Source organism: Ruegeria sp. BC1 (assembly GCF_056539305.1).
Genome location: NZ_JBQFUT010000004.1, coordinates 43380 through 67124, shown reverse-complemented (window position 1 = coordinate 67124; position 23745 = coordinate 43380). Strand labels below are relative to the sequence as shown.

Below are 23745 nucleotides of genomic sequence, written 5' to 3'. Positions count from 1 at the left end.
TCGATATTGCCGCAGCGGCTGGTTTCACTTGCATCAAAGACATTTTAGACAGATAGTCGTAAAGAGTCCCGATGTGGACCAGTATGCATTTGGACTAATATCGGCGTCAAGTCTATTTTAGGACTGGGAGGATCTAAGTTGATGACACATTCAGAGCCCGGACTGGCAGCGGTCGCGGGAAAGGATAAGATTCCGGCCGCAATGGAAGCATTTTCGAGTTTGTCCGACGCGTGGGGTCTTTCCACAGAGGAACAAATTACTTTGCTTGGAACCCCAGGTCGCTCGACATTCTTCAAATGGAAAAAATCGGGTGGAAACCTTCCAAACGACACCGTTGAGCGAATTTCACACCTGCTGAGTATTTATAAAGCTCTACAAATCCTTTTGCCCGATCCCAATGCAGCTGATGGGTGGGTGAGGAAAGAAAATCAATTTTTTGGAAACCAATCCGCTTTGGAAGTGATGCTCGGTGGATTGGTTGCTGATATCTACAAGGTTCGGGAGTATGTGAATGCCCAACGAGGTGGATAACTATCCAATTATGGACGTAGATGCGGCTTTCTTTACATTGATACCGTCTCGCTTTCCACCTGTGGGTCTTTTTGAGCGGATAGCAGCAGGCAGAGATGATGAGGTTGCAGAAGTTGAGAACCTGACCAATCCTCGCATCCGCGCCAAAGAAAGACTGTCAAAGAGTTCTCTAAATGTCGTGGATGAAGAACCAGCTCGATTTCACAGCTGGAACCTTGCCCCTTTCACTTACCCAAACCCCGAAGGGAGCGCTCTTTTTTCGAACTCAGTTCCTTGCCTCGAGATGTCTGGAGATGTTCAAACTGCACTTGCTGTGTCAGTTGAAAAAAGAGAACTTTTTCTAAAGCGAACCAAAGAAGGTCCGATCGGCCTCGACATGAGAATGCTCCGACGAAAGGTAAAGGGGCGCTTTCTGAATGCGAGAAGCCCAACCTCACCACGGAATAGATGGGAACTCAGAGAGTTGGGAGAAAAAGTCATCCAAATGAACACGAATGTTCAGTTTGATGGCGTGCTATTTCACTCTTCTGAAAGGCCTACAGGTACGCGCATTGTGGTTCTAAATGGTGATGCCCTGGAACGGCCGATCCAGTGCGAGCATTACCGATTTCATTGGAACGGCGAAAGGATCGCAGGCATCTACAATTTCGACAACTCAGTGCCGACCTTGCAGAACTCGATTGATCCAGCTGCACTCAAGGACGAACGAGACTTATTCGCCGCCTGAATCTGCTTTGAAGCCGTTTCTTGGTTCTAAGGTGTCAAACTCCTTTCGGTGAGACGTACGACAAAAAAGCTCTTTCCGCAGCGCCTGACCGAACCTTTTGGGGACGGATCTCGAAGCTGTGCAGTCGATATCTAACGATGCTAATTGTGCAGGCGACTGCGATCGCAAAGCGAGCACTCAATGTGCTTCAAAAAGTGGTGCATTTAGATCCGGCCCCGAAATTTTCATGAGGAAAATTTAGTACCTTCACCGTGATCGTAGAGGGCTAATGAATTGAAAGCCGTCAGCACCCAACCATTGTCCGGATCGAACTTGCACAATCGTTCCGGCGATAAGCGTTCTTGCAAAAGGCAGTTGATCATCTCCTCATACTCCTGTGACTCTTCGAACAGCTCCAAGTGGGTGGTCTGTGAATACTCGAAGTCGACCTGCTCGATCATCGACATAAGTCCAGGCCGTCCTTGAGTGTCACTCCAGTCCCAGCGCGGAATCAGCGCACCGTTTACCGAGCAGGTTTCGGAATAGAGTTCAAAACGAACACGCCGATTGACTTCATTGAGGAGCAAGTTGCCATTTACGACCGCATCAATCAGAGTTTTGTTTAAACGTACGTGTGTGTTCATCGCTTTCCCTTAAGTTTTTGTTGCTGGCTTGAGGGACGTGTGTTCAATACAAGAAAATGCAAAAAAGTTTGTTTGTCAGGTCAGGGGCTCGCCGGAGAATGCAAGTAACCTTTCCGATTAGCGAAACGCTTTCTCTCTCAGCCAAATCCTGTCATCTGGCAATACCCAACGTAACAATTTTGCCGCCAAGTGAGCATGTCCAAAGAAGTGCAGGCGCGAAAAGGCCGTACCGCCACTTTCATCCTGAGAACGCACATCTGCACCATGGTCAATAAGGGTCTCAAGAAGCCATGAATTCCCGATTTCCGCCGCACATAGAAACGGTGTCAGGCCGGAGGATCTGGTTGGTGCGTTTACATCCGCGCCTGCATCCAGCAGAAGCTGCACTATCTTGCGCATATCAGGTGTGTCGCCTTTGACGTAGTGTTGAGCGATGTCGGGAAGAATGGCCAACTCATCGGGCGAATAGCGGATCGTCGCCTGCGCCTGAGTTTCCTCGTCAATAAAGGGAGAGCTTGTTTTGCGTAAAACAGCCGGAGTAGCTGCAACTGAGCTGTACCATTGCATCCCTGTCTCAACGTCGGCAAAGTGGCAGACTGCGATGAACAGGGGTGTTTGATGATCTGGCCCCTCTGTTTCTACGTCGGCGCCTTTTTCAAGAAGAGTTCGCACATAATCGGGGCGACCCGTACAAATCGCCTCACTCAATGCAGACATTCCGTCGAGCGCTGTAGTGTTGATGGCGGGTTGAGAAGTTTTCTGCATCAAAACCTTGATGCAGGCGTCATTCCCACCTTGCAGCGCCCTTGCCAACACTGAGCGGTTTTTCTTGTCTAAAGCATTGGGGTTGGCGCCAGCACTCAACAACTGTTCGACTTTTCCCACCTGTCCAAGATGGGCAAATACGGCAATTTGCGGTGCTGGAGTCAGGCCATAACCCTTAACGATACGGTCGACATTTCGCATATCTGGCTTTCGATCTTTCCATTCAGACAAGTCCAGAATGTATTTTCTGTAAGGACCGTCGCGGTCAACTTCGGTCGCCTCTGGATACTTGTTTGGAAAGTCTCTGACACATGCCAAATCAGCGTCTGGAATTTCAACATTCAATTCCAAGCCTTCACACCAACCTTCCCATTTCGCGAAAACACTCTTTTTTTTCAGCTTCTGCGCGATGTTGAGTATGTAATGCAGGCAGCATTTCATCTGTTCGGCACTGCGAAACTCGAACCACATGGCGGCCTCTTCAAATGCTTGGAGAGCGTCGTTGTATCGACCGAGCTGAGCATAGTAGCGCCCATGGTAAAACTTCAGGCCCGCCAAACGGGGCTGACCTTTTAGTGACCTTTCCAACGCAGAAAAATTCAAACTGGCCCTGTCTGCGTCTCCATCTGTCTTTGGCTTGCGAGGATCCGTGAACTGCACGATTTCGTCCACCTCACGAAGCTGGCGCTCACTAAGCTCGCAGGTTTTCAGGTATTCCTGAGATCTCGCTACATCCACAATGGCCCTCTGGATGGCATTTGCATCAAATTGCAGCTCATATCCGCTGATATGGTTGCTGGGATCTACCAAGCTAAGCTCGCAATATTTCTGGTACATCCGAGCTACCAGCAGGGCCCTCGCAAATTTCCGGTCCCAGTTCTTCATCAAGGAAAGAACCGTATGGACCTGTGGGAGGTTTTCTCCTCTGGACCAACGTTTGATCGAAACTTCCCAATTTTCTTGACCTCGGTGCAAGCCGAGTTTGCTTTCGATCTCGGTCGCAAGGCGTGCAAAACCATGATCTTTCGCCCGCCATTGCCACAATAGCGCGCTCGCATAATCCGGTTTTCCCAAAATATCTTTTGGTTTCAACCCGGTGACAGCGAGCACGATTTGCAGAATTTCCTGAAAAAATCCGTACGCTATACGATCAAAAACGCCACGTATCGCTGCAGCGGGCAATGCCGCGCAGTCAAGAGAACGGCATAGAACAGCATAACCTTGCAATGCGCCCAAAAAATCAGTCGCACCCCAAACGTCATTACCGTTCGCCGCATAAAAGTCCGCAAGATGCCGCTTAAGCATATCGTTCGCAGCTTCTGCAGAAAGCGGTTTGCCCTTGCGCAGGCGCTGAAGTTCTTTCTTGAGCGCAGGTTCGTTCGCATCATCGATATGCGACATTGCGCGGATCAGGAATGCAACGATCTCGGATGGCTGCGGTATAGGGGAAGCAACGTTGTTCATGCCAGTATCTCCTGGGTGCGGCGCAGCCTGGCAAGTTCTGCTTTAACATTGCGGATTGCGCGGACGTCACTGGGTGTCTTGGCGATCACAATCAGCCCGCCATTCGGGAAAAACAGTTTTCCATGCTTCTTGCCGTGCACAAAACGCGCGCCTGTTTTTACAGTTTCGGAAATGATCTTGTTCAAATCTTTATCTCTGGAGTAGGGCATGTGGCACCTCGATAACCGGATGGCGGCATTGCCACCATCCCAACCAGCTTATTTCTTGGAACTGGCCTGGTTAGCGTTTTTCGCGGCAGCGCTTTGCGCGCGCGCAACGAAACTACCTTTGGCCGTCTTCCCGCCGGTCTTGGCTGAATTTGCGGCTTGAATCCGTGCGACTGCTTTGGAACTCATGGCTTTGGTTTTTGGCATCCTGTTTTCCTTTCGAGTTTGAGGATGCCTTGGTTGTGGCAGTTTCGGGCCGATCCTTCATCGGACAAGCTGGGGACACCTTTTTGAGATTTTGCAAAAGCAGCATTATGCACATCTTTACAGCCCTTGCCTTGATCTGATCCGCTACCTAACAATCGCTGCCAAGCAAGCAGTACCCGAATTCTTCGAGGTTGCATTCGTTTGGATTCTGTTTGACGGCGCCATTTAGCATGACAACGTCAGTAAAAGGAGCCTTTCGGCGACCTTGACTGACATGTCTGACGACGGACACACTGCGGATGCGGACATTCCAATGAGTATGATAGCGCCTCTCTTTGGAGCGCCATCTACATTTGCTTGCCCAATCTGGATGTCATCTTAAGGTTGCGTACGATCAAGGTTGTCGCCATCGTCCACTCATTGGATTCAACGTGGTGATTTGAAGATGAAGGATTTGGGATCGGGGTTCCCCGAATGGACTGAACTCGGCCAAGATGGTGGCCTTGACCCCCTTGGGATGCAACGGCCAATAGAGGTGATTTATCAATCCCTTCTTCCAGGCATCAGCACGATCACGTTGCGATTCAGGTACTATGCGTTCTTTGTCTGGATGCTCGAAGCCTACGCCAAGGAGAATGGAAACACCGATCCTGCGGTTTTCAGGCGATTTCAGCGTCGTTGTGAAGCCCTTTTTGCCCTAATAGCCGCCCGGGGCAGCACTGAGTTGGGGGTTGCTGGGATCGATTGGGCGCATAGGCAACTTTCCGGCGTCCCCGATAATTCAGCCGCGAACATCGACTTCTCGGTGGGGGCTGATCCGGAAGCGGACCTCGCCCAGCGTTACTTGCGGAACAAAGGTGGTGCCTTTGGTGGCATCTATGCGACGCAGATGTATGAGATGGGGCTCATCACGTTAGGTGACGATCAGAACCCAATCTCGGTCTGTACAGACCGTGCGCTCCCACTGGCAAACGCCTTTGCTGAGGAAATCGGTGACTTGGCTGTTCTGTTCTTGGGGCGCGTGGAAGCCGGGACGGTGTCTCTCCCAGACCTCGATAGGTTGGCGCCGATGAAGCCGTCTTCGGTCATTGCCGGCAGTAAGGAGCATTCGCTGTTGGTCGAGGTTCTTCTGGGCCGAGTCTCGTCTGCATCTGTATCGGACCAATTGAGACGGTCTACTGCGCGGATGCTACTCCAGCTCATCGCAGTGGCGAACGATGTTCCCCACGCTGAGGCGGTGAAATGGGAGTGGTTTGGTGCTGGAAAGCAGGAGGCGCGATATGACTCCGATACCGATGACGTGCGCGATATGTGGGCCCTGTATCAAGCCTGCGATCTGATGCGCCTTGCCTACGAAAACACCCTTGATCTTGCGTTGGACATTTTGCAAGGCGCTGAGATGCGACGAATGACGTTGGGAGCGCTCGTTGCTGAGCTACTCGATTTGGCCGACGTGCCCAACGGGATGACTTGGGTAGAGTATTCCACTGGCCTCGTGGAGAAGGGCGAGCCTGCCGCCTCCGCGAGATTTGCTGATGATACTATGATGGAAGCGCGTGCGTCCGGTGATCGTTCTGAACGGATGCAAGCTGTCCTGGCGCTCATAGCGGCCCTCGCGAAAAAGGCGGCAACCTTCGGTGAGTTGTTAGATAATGCGTTGGATGCACCTGATCACTTCCATTCCCTGAGGACAGAAGTTCGCTTTCTGGAAGCAAGAGCACACGACGATGCCCAAAGCGTCGTGGATGCAATGATCCGCGAACGTGTCCTGAAACGCCACCTATGGGTGGCGTCACGCAAATTCCGCAACCAGAAAGCTTATACCTTCCTGATTGAGCCCGAAGAGGGATTATTGCGATACAGGGATAGATTTCGGGTTTCACCAAGCAGCCCCCGCCTGGAGCAGGCGATGAAGTTCCTCCGGGACGTGAAGCTGATCGATGACACTGGCCTGACTGCTCTTGGCCGCGCGGAACTGATGTCGAATGAAGTACTTTGACGTCTTTGCCGAAAGCGGATTTCACTCGGCATTCCTTACGACCTATGCCTTCGGCGCGCAGGCGTTCGAGGACGTGCCCTTTTCGAGACTACGGGGGGCGAAATGTCGGAACATCGTAATCCTCGCCGACCGGCAGATGGCCAATCAGAGCTTCGCGGAACTCGGGCCGCCGAAGTTCGCAGGTAGCAGCTACCACCTTATCAAGGCAGATGCCCCGGGCGCTTTCCACCCCAAGATCACGCTTCTCATCGGAGCAAAAAAGGGCAGACTTTTGGTCGGGTCCGCAAACCTCACTGCTCTGGGTCTTGGCGGCAACAAGGAACTGATCGCAAACCTAAACTACAACGAAGAGGCACCCGGCAATGCCGGCCATTTTGCCGATGCTTTGTCCTATATTCGCAGCAAGGTTCCCCCGGGCGACCTTTGGTTCGCGACCGCAATGCAGAGGGCGCTTCGCTCTGCGCCCTGGCTGCGAGACTCGATCGAAAACCCTCTGCCATCCGAAGATACAGAGCCGGAAGTTGCGCTGCTGACAGATCGTGCAAATGCTACAATAGTCGACCAAATCGCAGCGAACATTGGTGGTGATCCGATTGATCGGATGGTCATTATATCGCCCTATTGGGATATGAAGCTTGAGGGACTGTCACGCCTACGTGCGAATCTGGGAACGCCACCCGCGGATCTGTTGATTGATGCAGACAATACGTATTTTCCGAAGTCCGAATTGCCACGGTTGACCGACGTTGAGCTATTCCGGGTTGCTGCTTCTGACAACAAGCGTTTCGTCCATGCAAAACTGATCATTGCGCAGGGGCGATCCTGGGATCACGTGATATCCGGTAGCATGAATTGCACTTTGCCAGCTTTGCTTGGGCCAACAGTAGCCCGCGGCAATGCAGAGGCGGGAATATATAAACGCGTGCCGTCCGGTACTGCGCTTGCTGCACTCGGTCTTGAAACCTACCGCAATAGGCCTTTGCAGATGAAGGATTTGCACGACTTGGCATTCGCTGCCGTAAAAAGCCCTAATGAAGATAAGTTCGCCGATGGTGGAACCCTGATCTTGCAGTCGGGACGGATCGCTTGGACCCCCCCCACGAGCAAAACCATGCGAAAGCCTGTTGCCATCGCCCTATTGGATAGGGATGGCTCTGAGTTCGGCAAGCCAATCGACCTCACCCGGGGGGACAACATGGAATGGCATGTGGACGTTGAAACACGCCGACCCCGATCTGGTGTAGTCCGTTTCGCGGACGGCTTAGTTTCTGCGCCGGTCCAGATCATCGACCTCGACGTTCTTTCGGTACGCACATTGCCTCCGGCACAAGGCCGAAAGAAGTCGCTGACCGATAACTTGGCCGAGACCATGAACGAAGACCTGATCCTGATTGAGACCTTGAACCAGCTTGAAGCCCTCGAATTTGATGAGGCGAGCGTGAACGACGGCAATCTGCCCAAAGCCACGACTGCGCCGTCCCCGGTGTCCGAAGATCAGCAGCATGCCGTCCTGACCTATGAGGAGTTCGTTCGTGCGCGCAGCAGAGCGATTATGCAAGGCAGTGCATTTTCGGGATCTTTGTCTACACACCATGATAGCGCAGCCAACTCGCTGAGCGTTGCATTGAACCGGATCATCGGCCTTGTCAGTGTCGATTTGAATGCCGACGAAGACCGCGAGCTGAATACCATCGCCGCCATGGATTTCCGCGTGACAGAACCTGAGGCTCCGGAAGAAAATATAAAACCTATGCAGCCAGAGATTGCCTCTAAGCCCGCGAACGCAACGAAACGGGCCGTGGCGACCGCAAAGAAGATGAAAGAGGCAGTCGACGCGTTCGAAGAAAGATGCCGGTCTCTGAAAGGCAGGCCAATCACTACCGCCGAGCTCGTCCGGCTGCGAGCACTACTGCAAATCCTGCTTTCGCACGCTCAGCCAATCCGAGGGGAAGCATTACCAAATCAAATCCTGCCGATTCACACCAAGGGCAGCTACGACTGGCCACGTCTGGTTGGAAGGTTGCTCAATCAGCATTTCGGAACCGCACGGGCGCTACAAACGTTGCAAGTTGCCCAAGACGAGGCAGAGCAGAAACGTGTCCTTGAATACCTTGCAGTGGCAGATTGGGCTGCGCGAGCGGCAGTCGCTGCGGCGGCATCGGATCCCAAAACCACAGAACTGCGTCGCCCTTTGGGTAATCTGGCGAAGGCGCTCGCGGCACAGGTCGCTGTGGCCATCAAAGACATTGAGGGAGACAAGGCCTACCTCAATGTACTCCTCTTGAAGCTTGATGAGCGCTTTGCCGACCGGCTCGCGCTGAGGCGGAGGCAGTTCCCAGAATTCGATTGATGTCAGGGATGGCGCTGGGAGTTCATTTTTTTTGACTGCAAAAGTACCGCGTGCGTCGCATTCCGAAAATCGATGTCTGCTTTCAGCTGCTGCCCCGCGGCAACTGAGTTCCCATTCCGGGTTCGGAGTGGGCCGGTTGGAACTTACGAATGAATTCAAGGTTGAAAGACTTACAGGTAGTAACTTGTATTTATTCGATACATGTTCGGTGTACACGAGATAGCGACCGGACAACACTATGATCAACTTGGCCGACAACGATCTACTCACGCTACAGCACGAAGTGCAGCAGTTGTTGGGGCGATGTCTGTTACGGCTCCAACAGTATGAGCGGCTGATCAAAGCTATGGTGGCGCATCATAGGTTCTCAGGGCCGATTCATGACTTGGAGCGTTCAAGGGTCGCGCAGGTTGACGCCACGGCGCGTAAGACGCTCGGCACCCTGGTAGGCGATCTTCTCGGATCGTATGTCGTTGCTGGTGAGATCGAACCTGCTGAGGGGTCGACGATCAATCCTCCTGAAGGAGCCAATTGGTTCGCGGTGCAGATGTCACTTGACCTATCAAGTGAAGATTTCGCTCGAGCAAAGAATGAACTCAGAGACATGGTACTTTTACGGAACAATCTGGTTCACCATTTCATCGAGCAGCACGATCTCCGGAGCCTGGACGGATGTCGTGGCGCGCAAGGTGCATTGTTCAGCGCATATAACCGCATCGACCAAAACCTTGAGCAACTTCGTGAATGGGCTGGTACGATGGAGGAAATGCGCCTGGTTCTCTCACGGGTCTTGCAGTCGGAGGAATTCAAAGAGGTATTTGTCCACGGAATTGCCCCCGACGTGAAAGTAAACTGGGATACGTCAAGCATAGTAAGTGCCTTGCGAGAAGCATTCTGTGCGTTGGCTGTCGATGGATGGGCACCGGTGGCTGAGGCAGGCAGATGGATAGCCAAACGGTACCCTGAGCAACTGCCTGCCAAGTATGGATGTCAAAGTTGGCGACATGTTGTGCATAAGGCGCCCAACTTAGAAATCCGGTACCTTGAAATATATGAACAACGCACTGCTTGTTATCGTGAGAAGGATGTTACCGCGAAGTCGCGTTAAATTACATTGACATAGCATGAATGCTACGCGCCCTCTGTGGCCTTATTGGAAAGCTGCATTGCCGAATGTTCGGCCTAATGAATGGCGATCCTGGGCCGTTCGCCTACTTCGGAAGTTTCGATGGCAAAGGGTAGCTTCGCCGACCACGAACGCTCGAGACAGGCAAAATACTCCTGAAAACTGGAGTTCAAAATTATGGGCGAAACCGAGTGCAAAGTTTGTGAAAATAAACCCGAATATTCTCTGCATCGCTGTGCGCCGAAGTGCAAGGTTTCAATCAAAACTACACTGGCCACCTCATTAGTTTCGTATTAGTTGTGCGAAATGATTGAGAAAAACACTTTTTGAGGTGAGCCGATGGCAGTCGAGTGGGAAGAACGACGTAGTGGATGGAAAAAGCGAGATAGTGATGCTCGAAGCAATTGGGATGTCGACTATGCACGCGTGATTCACTCTGCGTCCTTTCGACGCCTTCAAGGGAAAACACAAATCCTAAACCTCGGAGACAGCGACTTTTACCGTACGCGGTTAACGCATTCTCTCGAAGTTGCCCAAATTGCAGCTGGTGTTACCAGGCAAATCGAACAGGACAACGAACACCATGGCGCTCTCAAGTTTCTTCCTAAGTTGCCTTTGATTCAGACGATCGCATGCTGCCATGATTTGGGGCACCCGCCTTTTGGGCACGGCGGTGAGGTGGCCTTAAATTACTGTATGCGTGGAAACGGAGGGTTTGAAGGGAACGGACAGACTCTGCGGATTTTATCGAAGTTAGAGAAGTTTTCTGAGGCCGATGGAGCAGATCTGACACGGAGGACTCTGCTGGGCACTCTCAAATACCCGGTGGGCTTTAACGAAGTTCACGGCGCTGGAATGCAGCCATTGTTGATGGAGGAAACCAGTACAGTTCAGCTTATTGATCGGAGTAGATCGAAGCCCCCCAAATGCTACATGCAAAGCGAAGCAGACGTAGTGGATTGGGTCTTATTCGGTGTGTCATCGACTGATCAGGAAAAGTTTCGCTCATTCACAGCAGATGAGGGCGGAAAGAAGCACGGGAAATCGCAACACAAATCTTTAGACTGTAGCATCATGGATTTGGCCGATGACATTTCCTACGGTATCCATGATTTTGAAGACGTTCTGTCGCTCGGCTTGATCACCAGGGAAGACTTCGAGATTTTTGTCTCGCCAACAATTTGCGCATCATATCTTGACTACCTTAAAGATAGGTATCCTAAAGAATATGCAAACGACGTTTATTCAAAGTTCTTAGGGCAATTGTTTGGTGGGAGCCAAGAGCGCAAACACGCTATCAGTCGTCTGGTAGGTTTTTTTATCGGACGTTCTGAGATCTTGGAACTCTCTGAATTTGATGAACCACTATTGAAATATCGTGTGGGATTGGAAGAAGGAGCGAGTGTTTTCCTTGGTGCACTAAAAAGTCTTGTGCGTGAGGTTGTAATTTTAAGTCCCGAAGTTCAGCACCTTGAATTTAAGGGCCAACAAATGGTGGTGTCAGTCTTTGAAACACTGGCTTCAGAACCGAAGGCCTTTTTACCTAAAGATCGATACCAAGCATTCGAAGCCTCGGGCCGTGATCTCAGAGTGATTTGTGATTTTGTTGCTGGAATGACAGATAGCTTTCTTATGAAGACTTATGAACGCCTGTTCAGCCCACGGTTTGGTTCGGTGTTTGACAAACTATGACGCGTTTTGTCACCGTTCGAAATTCCGGGAAATCTATTGGGAAAAATGTAAATCGTCTTAGCAGGGCGGATTCTGTGGAGATTGGTGAACCGCTATCGATCAATAGTGGTGAATTCGGCCAGCTTTCAGATTGATACGAATGCGACCGAGATCCGTTCGGTTACGGACCTTTGACTTGGGGGATCAATTCGCTTCGCAGCTTCGACGGCTTCCATCATGGTGCTTCGGATTCTGGAGGCTTCGAGAAGATCATTTCCAAGATGCTCGACGATTTGATCAACAGCGATGTAGCTCTCAGGTGAGCCTCCGGATGCGAAACTCTCACGTACTTCCTGTTTGGCCTTGATCCAATAGGGGTCCAATACCCGCGCCCAAGTTTCTGTAAGGTACTCCAAGCCTCTCAAACTCAGTTTTCCAAACATGCTTTCGTCCAGCGAGACTTCCTCTTGAAGAGATGTGGCATTCTCGGTTTCTGGGGAAAGAAAAGTAGATAGGGAATCCAAGAGCGAGACCGTTCTTTCAGGCCGAAGGTCCCATTCCCTCAATTGGGAAATCCGATGGCTAAGGAGCTCAATGGCTCTTGAAAGACGACCGGGATTTGGGGAACTGCGGTGCAGTTCTGAGTCCACTGTTTCTTGATAGGCATTTCTCAGAATGCGGGCGCAGGCAATCTGGTTGCGGATGACGTAGCCGTCGGCGTTGACGGCCAAGATTCGCGGCGGTGCGAAAGCTTGCCCGGGGCTACATGAGGCGCCTTCACTTCCTTCCAATTGAAGAATGACGAGTTTCTCTTTTCCAGAAAGTAGGGCCAGTTCTGCCCCCCACATTCCTTCAATATTTGCTGTGCTGATCTCGTGGAATCGAACGGGATCAAGCTTGCCTTTAAGGTCCGACAGAACGTCATGAAAGTTGTTGTCGCGCAGAATGCGTGGCTCCCGCAAGTATTGAGCGACACCTTCCAGAATAGCCTCGGTGTCACCCTCTGCTTCTTCGGCACGCTCGATTTTTTGTCGGCCAGATAGGGCACGATAGTTTTCGAGCCGTTGAGCCGCCTTTTCATCGGATGCCAATTTCCCAACTGGTATGTCGATGAGAAAGTAATGTGTCTGACTGTGTGGGCTATCAATTCGATCAATTCGTCCCAAGCCCTGAATCAAGTCTTTCAGGTTTGATGTCACGCCAAGCAATACCAACGCATCTGCACTCTGCAGGTTGATACCTTCCGCCATCTGGTAGGTCATGAACGCAGACGCGGGGCCCGTAGGGCTCTTCTTGCCGCCATCCCGGAAATAGGCCTCGACATCGGATCCTTTCTTGATGGCCTTGTAGCTTGGCTTGGAAATGCCACAGACATCGGTCAGAGCTCGTTTGGCTTCGCCGCCATCAGAAGTACCTTGGTCAGCTGAGACCACGAAATTAGTGTGGCAAGTGCTTCCTTCGGAGCTGTTCTTACTGCGTCGAGTGAGCTCCTCTGCAAAGATCTGCAACGTGTCAACACGTTCGGCAACGAAGACGACGCGTCTGTGGCTCGCTTGAATCTTTTTAACTTCTTCGATTCTGCGTTCATCAAGCCGTTGAATTTCCGGGCGGCCAAGAAGCTTGATTAGTTCATCGCATTTGGGAGTAGAGATTTTAGTAACATCGTCCTCCTCAAATTCGAAAAGCGAGCCTTGCCGCGGGTTCGGTTCAGATTTCCGGACACGTTTTCGGGCTTCATCGAGCTCGAATTTCTTCAGGTTGCGCCCAATGGCACCATGTTCCATCTGCCAAAGAGCTTGGGCAGAGTTTGCCCGCAGGACATTGAGTAGGTTTCTCGCATAGAGGCTGTTTTGATTGTGCCTTCGTTCTGTCCGTGTTCCAAAGCGGCTGGTTTGGATGGATGCCAGGCGCTTTCCTGGAGCAAGTTCTCTCGTGAGACGAACGATATCATTGATGATGGTTTCCTGCTTGTTCGATAACTCCAGTCGTTTTGGGCGGCCGTGTAACTTGAACGGCGGATAGGTGGCCCTCTCGCCGATTTCTCGCTTTCGGCTCTCTCCAAGGCATGACCGCTGTCTGTGGGCCAGGAACGGTGCCAACATGTCGGCCAGATCTTCTCTTGCTTCATTAGAAAGGGCGTCCGTTCGATCCTGATCTCGGAACAGCGCGGCATTCACGCCTTCGCGTTTGAACAACTGGCGCATCGCTTCGATGTACTCTGGCGACATGAAGATAGACGCGCGCTTCTCTTTGAGATGTGTTAGCCAATCGACGTCCTTGTTTCCCAAAAGTGTGGCACTCAGGCAGACATTCCAGGACGGAGGCGCATACTCAATCGCTTCTGCTTTTTTAGAGCTTTCCTCGAAGCCTGGTGTGACCGTGTGACTCTCGTCGATAATAATGACACCGGCGTGCTCTATCTGCCGTGAAGAATCTTGTTCATCTTCGGTTTTGATGGCTTTGCGCGAGACGACCTGAGTATTGGGAATGGCCTTCAGGGAGTTCAAGGATCCCTTCTCCCAATTACCGACAACTCTGGGCGGTGCGATTACAACTGCACCCCCTCGGGAAACCCGACTGGTGTGACCTGGACCGACAGCGCCACTAAAGGATTCTGACAGCGTCTGCCCAAGGAGTTTGCCAATATCGGTCTTGCCGGAACCGGTCGGGGACCCAAGGAAAGCAAACCCATGCTCGTAGACAATGGAGGAGGTCTCATAAGTAAGTTCTACTTGGTGTTTGAAGGGCAGGCGTCCTGTGATGTCCTTTTGCCCACCAACCATCCAAGGACGGAATCCGGTTTGTTCGGAAACTGTTCTGGCGATCGCGTCTTCGGTCGTGACTGGGCGTAAGAGCTGGCTCAGGATTTCCAGCGCCTGTTCATTCCAGTCCACGCTGGCCTGCCAGATTTTTTCCGCGGTGTCCTGCCTTTCTTGCGCAGCTCTTGTGCTCGGATCACAGCCTGCGCTGCCTTCTGCCTGTCCAAATTCGTCAACATATTCGATGTTGTGGTAGAGACCGGCTCTGGAGAAATTCGCACTTCCAGCAACTGCGCCGAGCTCGCTCACAAAAATTTTGGCATGAAGACGTCGATCTCCCGATACGCCGAGAACTTCCTTAGCCTTTTGGGGATCAAAAATGCGAAGGTCAATCTTACCAGATTTGATCGCTTCGGTTGCAAGGACAGCACGAAGATCCGCAGCATCCTCAACATTGAGGCCATGGCGTTCAAGATAGTAAAGGCGGGCTTCATCTTCGATAGACTTACCGAAGCCGGAAATGCCTGAAGCGTTTGAAGTATCCACGCCGTAAGCAATTCGAACCTTAACATCCTCTCTCCCGTTCAGGTTAGGGATTTCCTTGAGGATAATCGAAAGCGAGGAAAAGAAATCCTGATACCCCGTTACAACCAGGCATTTTCCGGTCGCAAGGTGTGGACGCACCAACTCTATGACCGGGCGAGTGGTGTTGTCGGCCGCAGAGAACCTGGGTCCATTTCCCGACGTGCGTAGACGTTGCAAATCGATGTCGGCCAGATCGGCTTCTTCACCAGAGGAATTAGAGAGCTTTCGAGATTTCGTGGTTAGCCAAGCAGGGAGTTGAAACAATGAAGGGCACTCTTGTTGCTATATTTGCTACAAATGAGGGAGTTTGTTTTTCTGAAGTGGGTTTCCGCGCACCCGAGCCAGCTGATTGTACGGTTTGTTCGTAGCGGAAAACGACCTGAACACCCAACACGAGACTTGCGCTGTTTGTCATTCAATTCTTGAAAGTTCAGGTCCGTCGGCATGTTCCTCATGAGGCGGCTCCCTCAAGAGGCCAGCGAGGCAAGGCGCACAGGGTATTTACCAGTCGCATTTGCTCCACAGTTGCGCAGGGTGTTGACGTAAGACGAGGCGAAGCGAAGACAAAGCTGAGAGCCTGGCCACGTGACACAGCAACATTCAACCTCTCCCTGGAGAGCAGAAACTCGAGGCCGCGAGTCGTTTCTTCGGCGGATGATGCCGTCATTGAGACCAGGGCTACCGGTGCCTCCTGTCCTTGGAAGCGATCAACGGTGCCCACGCGGATGCCCGGTAGGGCGTCGGACAAGGCGTTTACCTGCGCGTTATAGGGGGCAACGACGATGATGTCGTTGGGGCTTAAACCTCGCTCGTTCCCTTCCTTGTCGCGCCATGTTCCACTCAGCAATGTTTCGACAGTTTGAACGATCGCATCGACTTCCGCCGGGCATTCCTGAGTACAACCGTCATGTTCAACAGGGACCATCCATGCACCGGTCTTCGGAATGGCTGCCGCCGCTATCTGTTGGTTCTCGGTGCATTCATGGGAATGAAGCCTGCCTTCATAGAACTGTTCAGAAATGTAGGCACACAGGTCTGGGTGCATCCGTCGTGTCGTGGATAGGAAAATTCCTCTGTCCAAGGGCACAATTGCATGTTCACCGAGCATCCAGTCCAGGCACGAAAGATCTGCTGGTGGAGGATGTGAGCCTTGAACAACCTGGGGAAGCTGGCGGGGGTCACCGATCAGAACCAAGTTTCGCGCGGCGTTTGACATGCCTATCAGGTTTGCCAAAGATACCTGGCCAGCTTCGTCGACAAACAAGTAGTCGAAAGTGTCGGCCAATTCCGAGCGAGAAAAGAGCCAGGCGGTTCCGCCAACCACATGCGAGCCAGTCAGGCGCCGATCCTGATTGCCCTTGATTGCAGCGATGGAATCGTACCCGTCGGGCAACGGGTCCATACCCTGACCTTCTTTGTGCGCAATTTCCACATCTTCTAAAGTGATGTCCAAATCGTCGTCCTCCAACGCATCGACACAGCCCATCAGAACATTTCGGATTGCTGCATGGCTGTTTGAGGCGACACCGACTCGCTTTCCGTCCCTGACAAGCGACAAGATGGCCCGGGCGGTCACATAGGTCTTGCCCGTACCAGGAGGGCCCTGGACCGGTAATACGGTCTCGTCCATGGCTCGTACCGCGTTTTTCAGGTTCTCCACGGGATCTCCGTCCGGTTCGTCTTGCAACGCAAAGCCGTTAAGAAATTGGGGTGGATTCCTGGACAGGAGGTCGTCCGCGGCGCGGTTTGCCCTGGCTCCGCACTGGTCGTTCGCCACTGCGGCGATTGCTTCGGGGATCGGTCGAGCGTTGATGGCAAAGTCCGGTAGGAGACTCAGCCGTTCAGGAAGGTCGACGCCTTTTGACTGGCCAAGCCGCAGTGTAATCCGGCGCCTTGTCCTGTCGATGCTCTTGATGGAAAGCGCGACGGTTTGGCCGTCGGCCAGCATCATAACCGCGCCCTTTCCTGCACGAAGTTTGGTTTCCTGAGGGGGATAGCTGTATTCACGGGCCCATGACCGCTTGTCGACTTCCTGTGGCCTGATGGCGCGCAGTCCTGCCAGGCAATCCAAGTCGTCGCAAAGCTCTTCAAATGATTTCTGAGCTGCGTCGAATACCGCCCATGCAGCGGGCTTCCCTTCACGCCAATGAAAAATACCAAGATCGTAGAGCAATTGACGACGTTCTTGAGGCAGGTCCGAGGCCTCCAGCATGTCTTTCAATTGCTGCGCGGCTTCTTCTTGGACCTGGACTTTCTCGGGGTCGGGCTCGACGAGATCATGCCAGGTTTCCAAATCATCCGGTCGAATTGAGAGGAGCCAGTCGCGCAGCCTTTCGGTCGAGACACAGTCGATGCGATTGTAATCCTCGATCTCGTCGAGGATTTCCTGTCCCCCGACTTCACGCCAGTTCTCGTAGGCCACAACAGATCCGCCGGCGGTGGTCACTTCTCCCTCGCGTTCAATATCATAGAAGGCTTCGAGATACTTGATCGAATAGGATCGTTCCGAAGCGACCACACCACCACGGACAACGCTGTAGAGATCAATGAATCTGTGTTCCCTAAGCCAACCGTCCAATTGAGCTTCCCCTACGCCATGCTGTGTCGTCAGGCGGCGAAGGGCCGTGATCTCGTAAGGTGCATAGTGATAGATGCGGGCATTCGGATTTCGACTGATGCGCTCTTCGAAGAAGGTAAACAGGTCTATAAGGGCCTGCTTTTCTTGGGCCCGATCATGAGACCAGAAAGCCGTGAAATTCTCCCCGTCCCAGATTCCGTGCAGGTACTCCAGACCATCCGCTCCGGCTTCTTCGTAGTGCGGATCCCCTTCAATATCGTAGAAAAGGTCTCCCTTGGCAGGACGCGGTAATAGGTCAAATCCTTTGCCCGTCTGATACGGGCGAATTTCATGGGTCGGTGGGCCGGACTTGCGAGCCTGCTGCAACCGCGCTTGCGCTTTCAGTTTGCCAAGAGTTTCCGGAGCCAAGCGAGGCACCGTCCCGTCGAACGCGGACAGGGCATGTAGGGTTGAAATCCCGCGCGCCTCGAGCTTTGCGACTTGATCCTTGCTGATGCCAGCCACCTCGAAGAGGCTGTCTTCGTCGCGCCAGGTATCTGCACAATGCTCGCGCCAGCGGCATAGATCACAGGTCGCACAAGGGATCGGACGCGTTGCAGATGGGTCGGACACGAACTCTTCGAGACGAGCCCGCGCTCCTCGAGCATAGGCCGCGTATTCGGTCAGGCGAAAGGTGAACCTGTCACCGCTTCCCAGCACGACATGGGCGTGTTCAGGTGCCAGGCCTTGGATCTGTTCCAAAAGGTCGGAGTAGAGAACCAGCTGCAGCACATGCCCGGGGGCTGGTTTCCGCTTTAGTTTGGTATCAGCCACTTCGTATGAATAGGCACCGAGTTTTGACGGGCGTTCGACCTGCTCCAGAAAATCGGAATAGCCGCCCCACATACCTCCTTCGAGGGCCGCCTGAAAAATGATCTCGGGCCCTTCTTGAAGCGCCTCCAGGGTTTTGGCGACTGACTGGGCGAAAGAGACGCCGTCTGTGTCGATTTCGCCGACAGACTTTCCCCGATCCTTCAAAGTGGCCAGATAAGCCCTCTCATGGGCGTCGCCGCGTTTCTGCAGCAATGCGGCATCTTCGCTGTCCTCGACTTCCTTGGGGCCCATACCGTCCAGGCGCAGCAAATCCAGTTTCGTCGCGTGTGGGCAGGCCATGTACTGCATCAGATCCGAGGCCGAAAGCCGAAGAGCGCCGTTGTCACGTTTCATGCGTTGACCTCCGATGTTGTCTGCCGGATCGTGAGTGTTTGGCCGCCCAAGCCGCGGAACACTTTCTGGCGACACGACAGAACAATAATTTGCATGTCACCAGCTTGCTGGGTCAGGGCATTGAACATGCGCTCGATCCGGTCGTCATCGGTATAGACGATTGCATCATCCAAGATGATTGGAGCAGGTGTTCCGGATTTCGTCAGAAGACGCGCAAAGGCAAGTCGCACCAACAATGCGATCTGCTCCTGGGTGCCGCCGGACAACTGATCGTAACTATCCTCGCCCTCTGGACGAGACAGCCCGGTCGGCAGCACACTGTCGGCGTCCAGGGTCAATTCAGCGCCGGGCAAAACCATGCTCAAGAGCGGGCGCAGTTCATTGCGGATCGGGCCGATATAGGCGTCATGCGCCAGTTTCTGGGCCTCGGATAGTGCCGCATCGAGCCGTTGAAGTACCTTCACTTCGGCCTGTACCTGTTCGGCATGGGATCGGGCAGTTTCCAGTTTTCCTTCGACTTCCCGAAGTTTTTCCTCGACAGATAGATCCGCTTCGATCGAGATTTCAGTCTCGAGCTTTGCCAGTTGAATGTTGACCTCCCTCGAGCGTTTGTCGGCCTGATCGACCACATTTTGCGCGCGTGTCGCCCCGGCTTGGGCGAGCGAAAGATCTGGGGCATCTGCAGCGAGCTCCTGAACGCGTTGTTTGGTCTTCTCCAGGGTTTCCTCAAGCACAGGTGATTCTTCTCGCAGTGCCGCCAACTCACGGTCTGTTTTGACCGGATCTCCGACGGTGCTTGTCGCTCGATCGACCCGGCTTTGTGCTTCGTCTCGACGGGCCCTAAGTTCCCGGGCATCACCGTTTTTTGCTTCATGATCGGCGCGTACCCCTTCCAAATCAGCCAAGAGTTGGTTGTGGTTATCTCTTGCGGATCGAAAGGTTGCGTCTGCGTCCGATGCGGAGGGAATGGATGCATCTTCCGCCACGGTTTCTGGCAAGGTTGCAATCTCGTCCATCAGGGCCTGCATCCCATCAGGTGCTGCGATCTTCAGTTTCGCGTTTGCATCTCGCAAGGCGGTTTCAGCCGATTTTCGCTCTTTTTCAGACTTTCGGGCTGCCTGCAGTGTCGAGCATCCGGTCGCGTCGAGGGCCGCGTCGAACTCTGCCTGTGCCCCGTGCAGGGCGGCATTGTCACGTTGTTCAGCAGGGTGCACACGGATGGACCCAACTCCGGCGATAGCGATGTCGCCTCCGTCCGGTAGGGCCACGCGATGGCCGGGTTTCAATGGATCGCCGTCCAAGGTCACCCGATCCTGTTGATCTGCATCCGCGGTTAAAGTGATGGCAGCGGCCGAGGCTTCACGGGCACGCTTCAAAAGCTCGAGCTCCTGCCAAGCCTCTTCCAGCCGTTCCATCTGGCGTGCATCAGGCGAACTGCCGATTGTTTTTCTGGCTGCTGCGGCTTCAGAGGAATCACGTTGGGCGTCTTCCAGGCGCTTTGCCAACTCCTGGCGGCGTTCTGCCCCTTTTCGGTTGGCTTCTGCTGCGTGTGCTGCGTCACGGATTTCTTCTGCGGAGAGTTGGTTTTTCCGTGCCTCCTGCTCTGCGTTCTTGGCCTTTTCCAAGCCCCTTGTTGTCTCACCAAGCTGGTCCTCGGCGTCGGAAACGCCCTTCTGGAGTTCATCCAATGCCTTCTTCGCTTCGCGGAATTCTGACAACTGCTTTTCGGCCGTTCTGATCCGGCCCTGATGGGAATCCAGCACAAGCTGAGCTGTTTGGTGGGCTTCATCGGCCTTCGCCTGATTTTCCCGATAGGCCACGGCAGCTTGCAGTGATGCCCTGGCAGTATCCAACGCATCTACTCTTTCTTTTATGGCAACGGGATCAGCAAGCTCGGATTTGTCGTCCTGCAATTCGCGACGTTCCACCAGCTTGGCGCGCAGGTGTTCGACCTTGCCCCGCAAATCCGCCATCTGTTCATCCAGATTTGCGACGGTCTGCTCCGCTTCCCAAAGGGGGCCATTTTTTTTAGTGGCACCCGATTTTGTCAGATAGGCCTCAAGGTCGTTCTTCAACGTGGCACGAATCTTCTCCATCTGGCGACCACCGGTGATGTCTTCGATTTCGCCTGCAACGGAGGACAGCAGATCGCGCCGCGCAGCCAGGGTGTCATCGTCCTTGCCGGAATGGAGTGACGTTACCCCTTGGCGCACCCAAAGCAATCCCGCCGGGCCACCATCCTTGGGTGGTTTGATCAGGGTGCGGATCCACTCTTCAGCGTCTTCGGCCTGTTTGAACAGATGACCATCCCGATGAACCTTTACCTGTTGTTGACCCTTCTTCGACGAGAAAACCTTCGAAATGCGGTAGGCTTTCCCGTCTACATCGATGTCTGCAGCGATCTCAGGGTTTCCACCTGCATGTGGAGCAAGGCTGGCTGCCTCCTTCTGCTTCCAGGATTTTGCCTCGAAGAAAAACAAAGCGTGCAGGGCGTCGAAAAGGGTCGACTTACCCTGTTCATTTGGTGCGGTGAGCACATTAAGTCCCGGGCCAATGTCCAAAACTTCCACGGGCTTTGTGAAGCGGCGGACGTTATTCATGCGTATCGACAGGAGTTTCATTGCGCGGCCTCCTTCACAAGGCTGTACAGCCGCGTCAGTGCCGCGTCGGCGATGTCCCTGTCCGAACGGGCCAGATCGGCGTCGTCAGCTTCTTCCTTCAGGGCCTCTGCAGCGATGCGCAAAGCTCCGCCTCGGGCGATCTGGTCCAGATCATCGGGTTGGTATTCGGTGTGAAGCTGATGGTCATGCCATTCGAAATGGCAGAATTCCGGAGCGATCCTTCGGAGTTGCTCCATCAGAGCCATCCTCTGATCAAGGTGGACGTACCCCTGAAGGCGCAACTTGACGAGAGTGTTGCGCCATTTGCTGCCATCGTCAGGCAGGAGTGCCATGAGATTGGATACCGCATCAAGCCCGGGCGACAGAGGCAATTCCAGTTCCTGCCAGTCATATTTTCCCAAGGGAATTCTCACGGCCTCGGGAGCACTGCCTTTTGAGGCGATCGAGACCAAAAGGCAGGTGCCGGCTCCAGTGTGCTTGAAACGGTCCCGTTCCGGTGCTCCCGAATAATGTGTGCGAGGCGTGATCTCCAGGGCGCCATGCCAATCACCAAGTGCCAGGTAATCCAGTTTGGCCCGTTCCGCGCGGTTCGGGGGGATGGTTTCCGCGCTTGGCTCGTCAGGACGGAAATCAACGACACCGCCGTGGGCAAGGCCGATGCGGAAAGCTCCCTCTGGCGTGGTTTTGTGCTCCATGGCCTCAGTCAGGTCGTAACCCGGTGCAACGCGCGGGCAGGGGGCGGGCAAGAGATAGGCACAATCCGAAATGGCGACGGGCGCATCGTCGCGCAATACGTGCACGTTTTCCGGGGCATGTTCCCTGAAAGTTTGCCAGATCAGATCCGCAGTCAGACTGTCGTGGTTACCCGGAATAATCCACCAGTTCAGCTGTTTCGCCTCCGCCATAGCCGTAATGGTTTGGCGTATAAGGCGAGGCGAAGGGGTTTCCTGGTCGAATGTGTCCCCCGCAAGAAGGATGTGCTCTACGCCGTGTGCATCCGCTGCCTCGATCAATGCAGGAATGATCTCGGCGCGTGCTTGGCGTAGATCTGCGGCGACATCCTCATCAAACCGTCCGTAGGGCTTGCCCAGATGGAGGTCAGAGGTGTGGAGGAACCGAATTCGTGTCATCGTGCAAGCCTTTCATGGCGAACGGAAACCCAGCGAGGGCTGTTGAGGCCAACTTTTCATGCGTGGGTGTCAAAATCTGTCATGGTCTGTGGTGAGTGAGCGGAAAAAATTCTTGAGACTGGGAACGTAATGTGAACATGCTTAGGGTAGTGCGTTGAAATCGTCGCGTTGAAATCCCTTCACCAGATTGGCCAATTGCGGAGGGTGGAGGACTTCTACACTGTCTCCCCACTGGTATAGATGCCAAGCCATTTCCAACCAGCCAGAAGCAACAAATCGAACGTCAAGTGACCCATCTTCTTGGAACTCAGTCAGCTGGGCTGGATGGAAATGCCATTCCGCTGCACGTTGGGCGGCATAGGGAGTGAACCTCCAATGAACCGGGCCATATTCATCGACGCTCTGAAATGATCCGAATGCATGGGCTGCGTGGTCGTTGAGATCGAAATTCGGATCGCGTTCGAAAAACTCTTCGATGACTTCAACCGCGTAGATCAAGTCGAGGCGGAAATGCTTCATGGTTTGGTTGCCCGGGCTTTTCGCCACCAAGTATCGACGGGCACCGAGAAGGACGCCATGCGGTTCAACCAAGCGCACCGTGTCTTTGTAGGAAAAGCGCAACAGGTAGGGCCCTCGAATGGCATCTGAAATGGTTTTGCTAACCTCTTTGGAAATCTGCGTCGCCGGGCCTGGCCGGGCCGCCACACCGTAGGCTTCCAGCATCCACTCGGCATCAGCTTCCAGACGACGTGCCTCACGCGCCGGTAGCGCTGCCATCAATCGGTCTCGGAGCGCAGCAAGAGCATTCCTTTGGCGTAAATCACCGCTCTCTGACAACCTTTCCATTGCGTAGTCGAGAGCTTCCAGCTCTTCGTCCCCGTGCATCTTCAGCCGGGCCAATGGAGATTCAAGAAGAGCCCATCTCTTTGTACGGTCTGGATCGATCAAGATTTCAACAGCGAAGGGAAACGCTTGCTCTAAGGCACTCGTCATGCGTTGCGCAGTACGTCTTGTAACTTGAAACTCATCTTCAATTTCCAGAAGAGTAACGCCTCGGTGTCGGGCTGCAGCAAAGTCCGCAAGGCGCAACAAATCAGTAGCTTTCGAATAGGACATTGATTTTTGAAACTAATTAACCTCTCCAGAAGTATTAAATCGAGCCTTGAGGGTGTCAATCAATGAGCATGCAAAGTAGAT

At 53.4% G+C, this 23745-nt stretch carries 14 protein-coding genes; 6 read left to right on the top strand and 8 right to left on the bottom strand.

Annotated elements, in window-relative coordinates; all coding sequences use genetic code 11:
• The first annotated feature begins 141 nt into the window (after positions 1-141).
• Together ACR0IY_RS10355 and ACR0IY_RS10350 are read left to right on the top strand one after the other, a co-directional pair.
• Positions 142-531: an MbcA/ParS/Xre antitoxin family protein gene (locus ACR0IY_RS10355; RefSeq protein ID WP_480672910.1), complete on the top strand. Its 390-nt coding sequence runs from the start codon at positions 142-144 to the stop codon at positions 529-531.
• The gene (locus ACR0IY_RS10350; RefSeq protein WP_480672908.1) at positions 512-1258 is read left to right on the top strand and encodes an RES family NAD+ phosphorylase; all 747 of its coding nucleotides are present in this window, start codon (positions 512-514) and stop codon (positions 1256-1258) included. The genes ACR0IY_RS10355 and ACR0IY_RS10350 overlap by 20 nt, the downstream gene beginning before the upstream one ends.
• A 224-nt stretch (positions 1259-1482) precedes the next feature.
• Here ACR0IY_RS10350 and ACR0IY_RS10345 read toward each other — a convergent pair whose 3' ends face one another.
• The 3 genes from ACR0IY_RS10345 to ACR0IY_RS10335 form a co-directional block, all read right to left on the bottom strand.
• The gene (locus ACR0IY_RS10345; protein WP_480672906.1) at positions 1483-1881 is read right to left on the bottom strand and encodes a hypothetical protein; all 399 of its coding nucleotides are present in this window, start codon (positions 1879-1881) and stop codon (positions 1483-1485) included.
• A 117-nt stretch (positions 1882-1998) separates the two neighbouring features.
• Positions 1999-4110 carry an ankyrin repeat domain-containing protein gene (locus ACR0IY_RS10340; protein ID WP_480672904.1) on the bottom strand — a complete coding sequence of 704 codons (2112 nt, stop codon included), beginning with the start codon at positions 4108-4110 and terminating at the stop codon, positions 1999-2001.
• Entirely contained in the window at positions 4107-4295 is a 189-nt protein-coding gene (locus ACR0IY_RS10335) for a hypothetical protein (RefSeq protein WP_480672903.1), read from the bottom strand. The genes ACR0IY_RS10340 and ACR0IY_RS10335 overlap by 4 nt, the downstream gene beginning before the upstream one ends.
• Before the next feature lie 673 nt (positions 4296-4968).
• On the opposite strand from ACR0IY_RS10335, the gene ACR0IY_RS10330 reads away from it, so the two are divergent.
• The 4 genes from ACR0IY_RS10330 (at position 4969) to ACR0IY_RS10315 (ending at position 11690) form a co-directional block, all read left to right on the top strand.
• Positions 4969-6522: a hypothetical protein gene (locus ACR0IY_RS10330; protein ID WP_480672901.1), complete on the top strand. Its 1554-nt coding sequence runs from the start codon at positions 4969-4971 to the stop codon at positions 6520-6522.
• Positions 6509-8872: a hypothetical protein gene (locus ACR0IY_RS10325; RefSeq protein ID WP_480672899.1), complete on the top strand. Its 2364-nt coding sequence runs from the start codon at positions 6509-6511 to the stop codon at positions 8870-8872. Before ACR0IY_RS10330 ends, ACR0IY_RS10325 begins: the two co-directional genes overlap by 14 nt.
• 238 nt (positions 8873-9110) lie before the next feature.
• Positions 9111-9980, top strand: coding sequence for an OST-HTH/LOTUS domain-containing protein (locus ACR0IY_RS10320; protein WP_480672897.1), 870 nt, complete (start codon positions 9111-9113; stop codon positions 9978-9980).
• Positions 9981-10337: 357 nt separating this feature from the next.
• On the top strand, positions 10338-11690 hold the full coding sequence (locus ACR0IY_RS10315; RefSeq protein WP_480672895.1) for an anti-phage deoxyguanosine triphosphatase: 1353 nt from the start codon (positions 10338-10340) through the stop codon (positions 11688-11690).
• Positions 11691-11815: 125 nt separating this feature from the next.
• Here the strand turns inward: ACR0IY_RS10315 and ACR0IY_RS10310 are convergent, their stop codons facing one another.
• The 5 genes from ACR0IY_RS10310 to ACR0IY_RS10290 all read right to left on the bottom strand — a co-directional run bounded on the left by ACR0IY_RS10310 (position 11816) and on the right by ACR0IY_RS10290 (position 23664).
• Positions 11816-15277: a phospholipase D family protein gene (locus ACR0IY_RS10310; protein ID WP_480672893.1), complete on the bottom strand. Its 3462-nt coding sequence runs from the start codon at positions 15275-15277 to the stop codon at positions 11816-11818.
• Positions 15278-15464: 187 nt separating this feature from the next.
• On the bottom strand, positions 15465-18797 hold the full coding sequence (locus ACR0IY_RS10305; protein WP_480672891.1) for a TM0106 family RecB-like putative nuclease: 3333 nt from the start codon (positions 18795-18797) through the stop codon (positions 15465-15467).
• Positions 18794-21418 (bottom strand): AAA family ATPase, encoded by a 2625-nt coding sequence (locus ACR0IY_RS10300; RefSeq protein ID WP_480672889.1) that lies wholly within the window; start codon positions 21416-21418, stop codon positions 18794-18796. The genes ACR0IY_RS10305 and ACR0IY_RS10300 overlap by 4 nt, the downstream gene beginning before the upstream one ends.
• A complete protein-coding gene (locus tag ACR0IY_RS10295; protein WP_480672887.1) occupies positions 21415-22548 on the bottom strand; it encodes a metallophosphoesterase family protein in 1134 nt (377 codons plus the stop codon). The genes ACR0IY_RS10300 and ACR0IY_RS10295 overlap by 4 nt, the downstream gene beginning before the upstream one ends.
• A gap of 141 nt (positions 22549-22689) precedes the next feature.
• Entirely contained in the window at positions 22690-23664 is a 975-nt protein-coding gene (locus ACR0IY_RS10290) for a helix-turn-helix transcriptional regulator (protein ID WP_480672885.1), read from the bottom strand.
• Between the last annotated feature and the right edge of the window lie 81 nt (positions 23665-23745).

Bases quoted from the DNA above. Each gene is read 5' to 3' on its own strand.
- ACR0IY_RS10290 (WP_480672885.1), bottom strand. From the start codon at position 23,664: ATGTCCTATTCGAAAGCTACTGATTTGTTGCGCCTTGCGGACTTTGCT.
- ACR0IY_RS10340 (WP_480672904.1), bottom strand. From the start codon at position 4,110: ATGAACAACGTTGCTTCCCCTATACCGCAGCCATCCGAGATCGTTGCA.
- ACR0IY_RS10330 (WP_480672901.1), top strand. From the start codon at position 4,969: ATGAAGGATTTGGGATCGGGGTTCCCCGAATGGACTGAACTCGGCCAA.
- ACR0IY_RS10345 (WP_480672906.1), bottom strand. From the start codon at position 1,881: ATGAACACACACGTACGTTTAAACAAAACTCTGATTGATGCGGTCGTA.
- ACR0IY_RS10305 (WP_480672891.1), bottom strand. From the start codon at position 18,797: ATGAAACGTGACAACGGCGCTCTTCGGCTTTCGGCCTCGGATCTGATG.
- ACR0IY_RS10325 (WP_480672899.1), top strand. From the start codon at position 6,509: ATGAAGTACTTTGACGTCTTTGCCGAAAGCGGATTTCACTCGGCATTC.
- ACR0IY_RS10300 (WP_480672889.1), bottom strand. From the start codon at position 21,418: ATGAAACTCCTGTCGATACGCATGAATAACGTCCGCCGCTTCACAAAG.
- ACR0IY_RS10350 (WP_480672908.1), top strand. From the start codon at position 512: ATGCCCAACGAGGTGGATAACTATCCAATTATGGACGTAGATGCGGCT.
- ACR0IY_RS10320 (WP_480672897.1), top strand. From the start codon at position 9,111: ATGATCAACTTGGCCGACAACGATCTACTCACGCTACAGCACGAAGTG.
- ACR0IY_RS10295 (WP_480672887.1), bottom strand. From the start codon at position 22,548: ATGACACGAATTCGGTTCCTCCACACCTCTGACCTCCATCTGGGCAAG.
- ACR0IY_RS10315 (WP_480672895.1), top strand. From the start codon at position 10,338: ATGGCAGTCGAGTGGGAAGAACGACGTAGTGGATGGAAAAAGCGAGAT.
- ACR0IY_RS10355 (WP_480672910.1), top strand. From the start codon at position 142: ATGACACATTCAGAGCCCGGACTGGCAGCGGTCGCGGGAAAGGATAAG.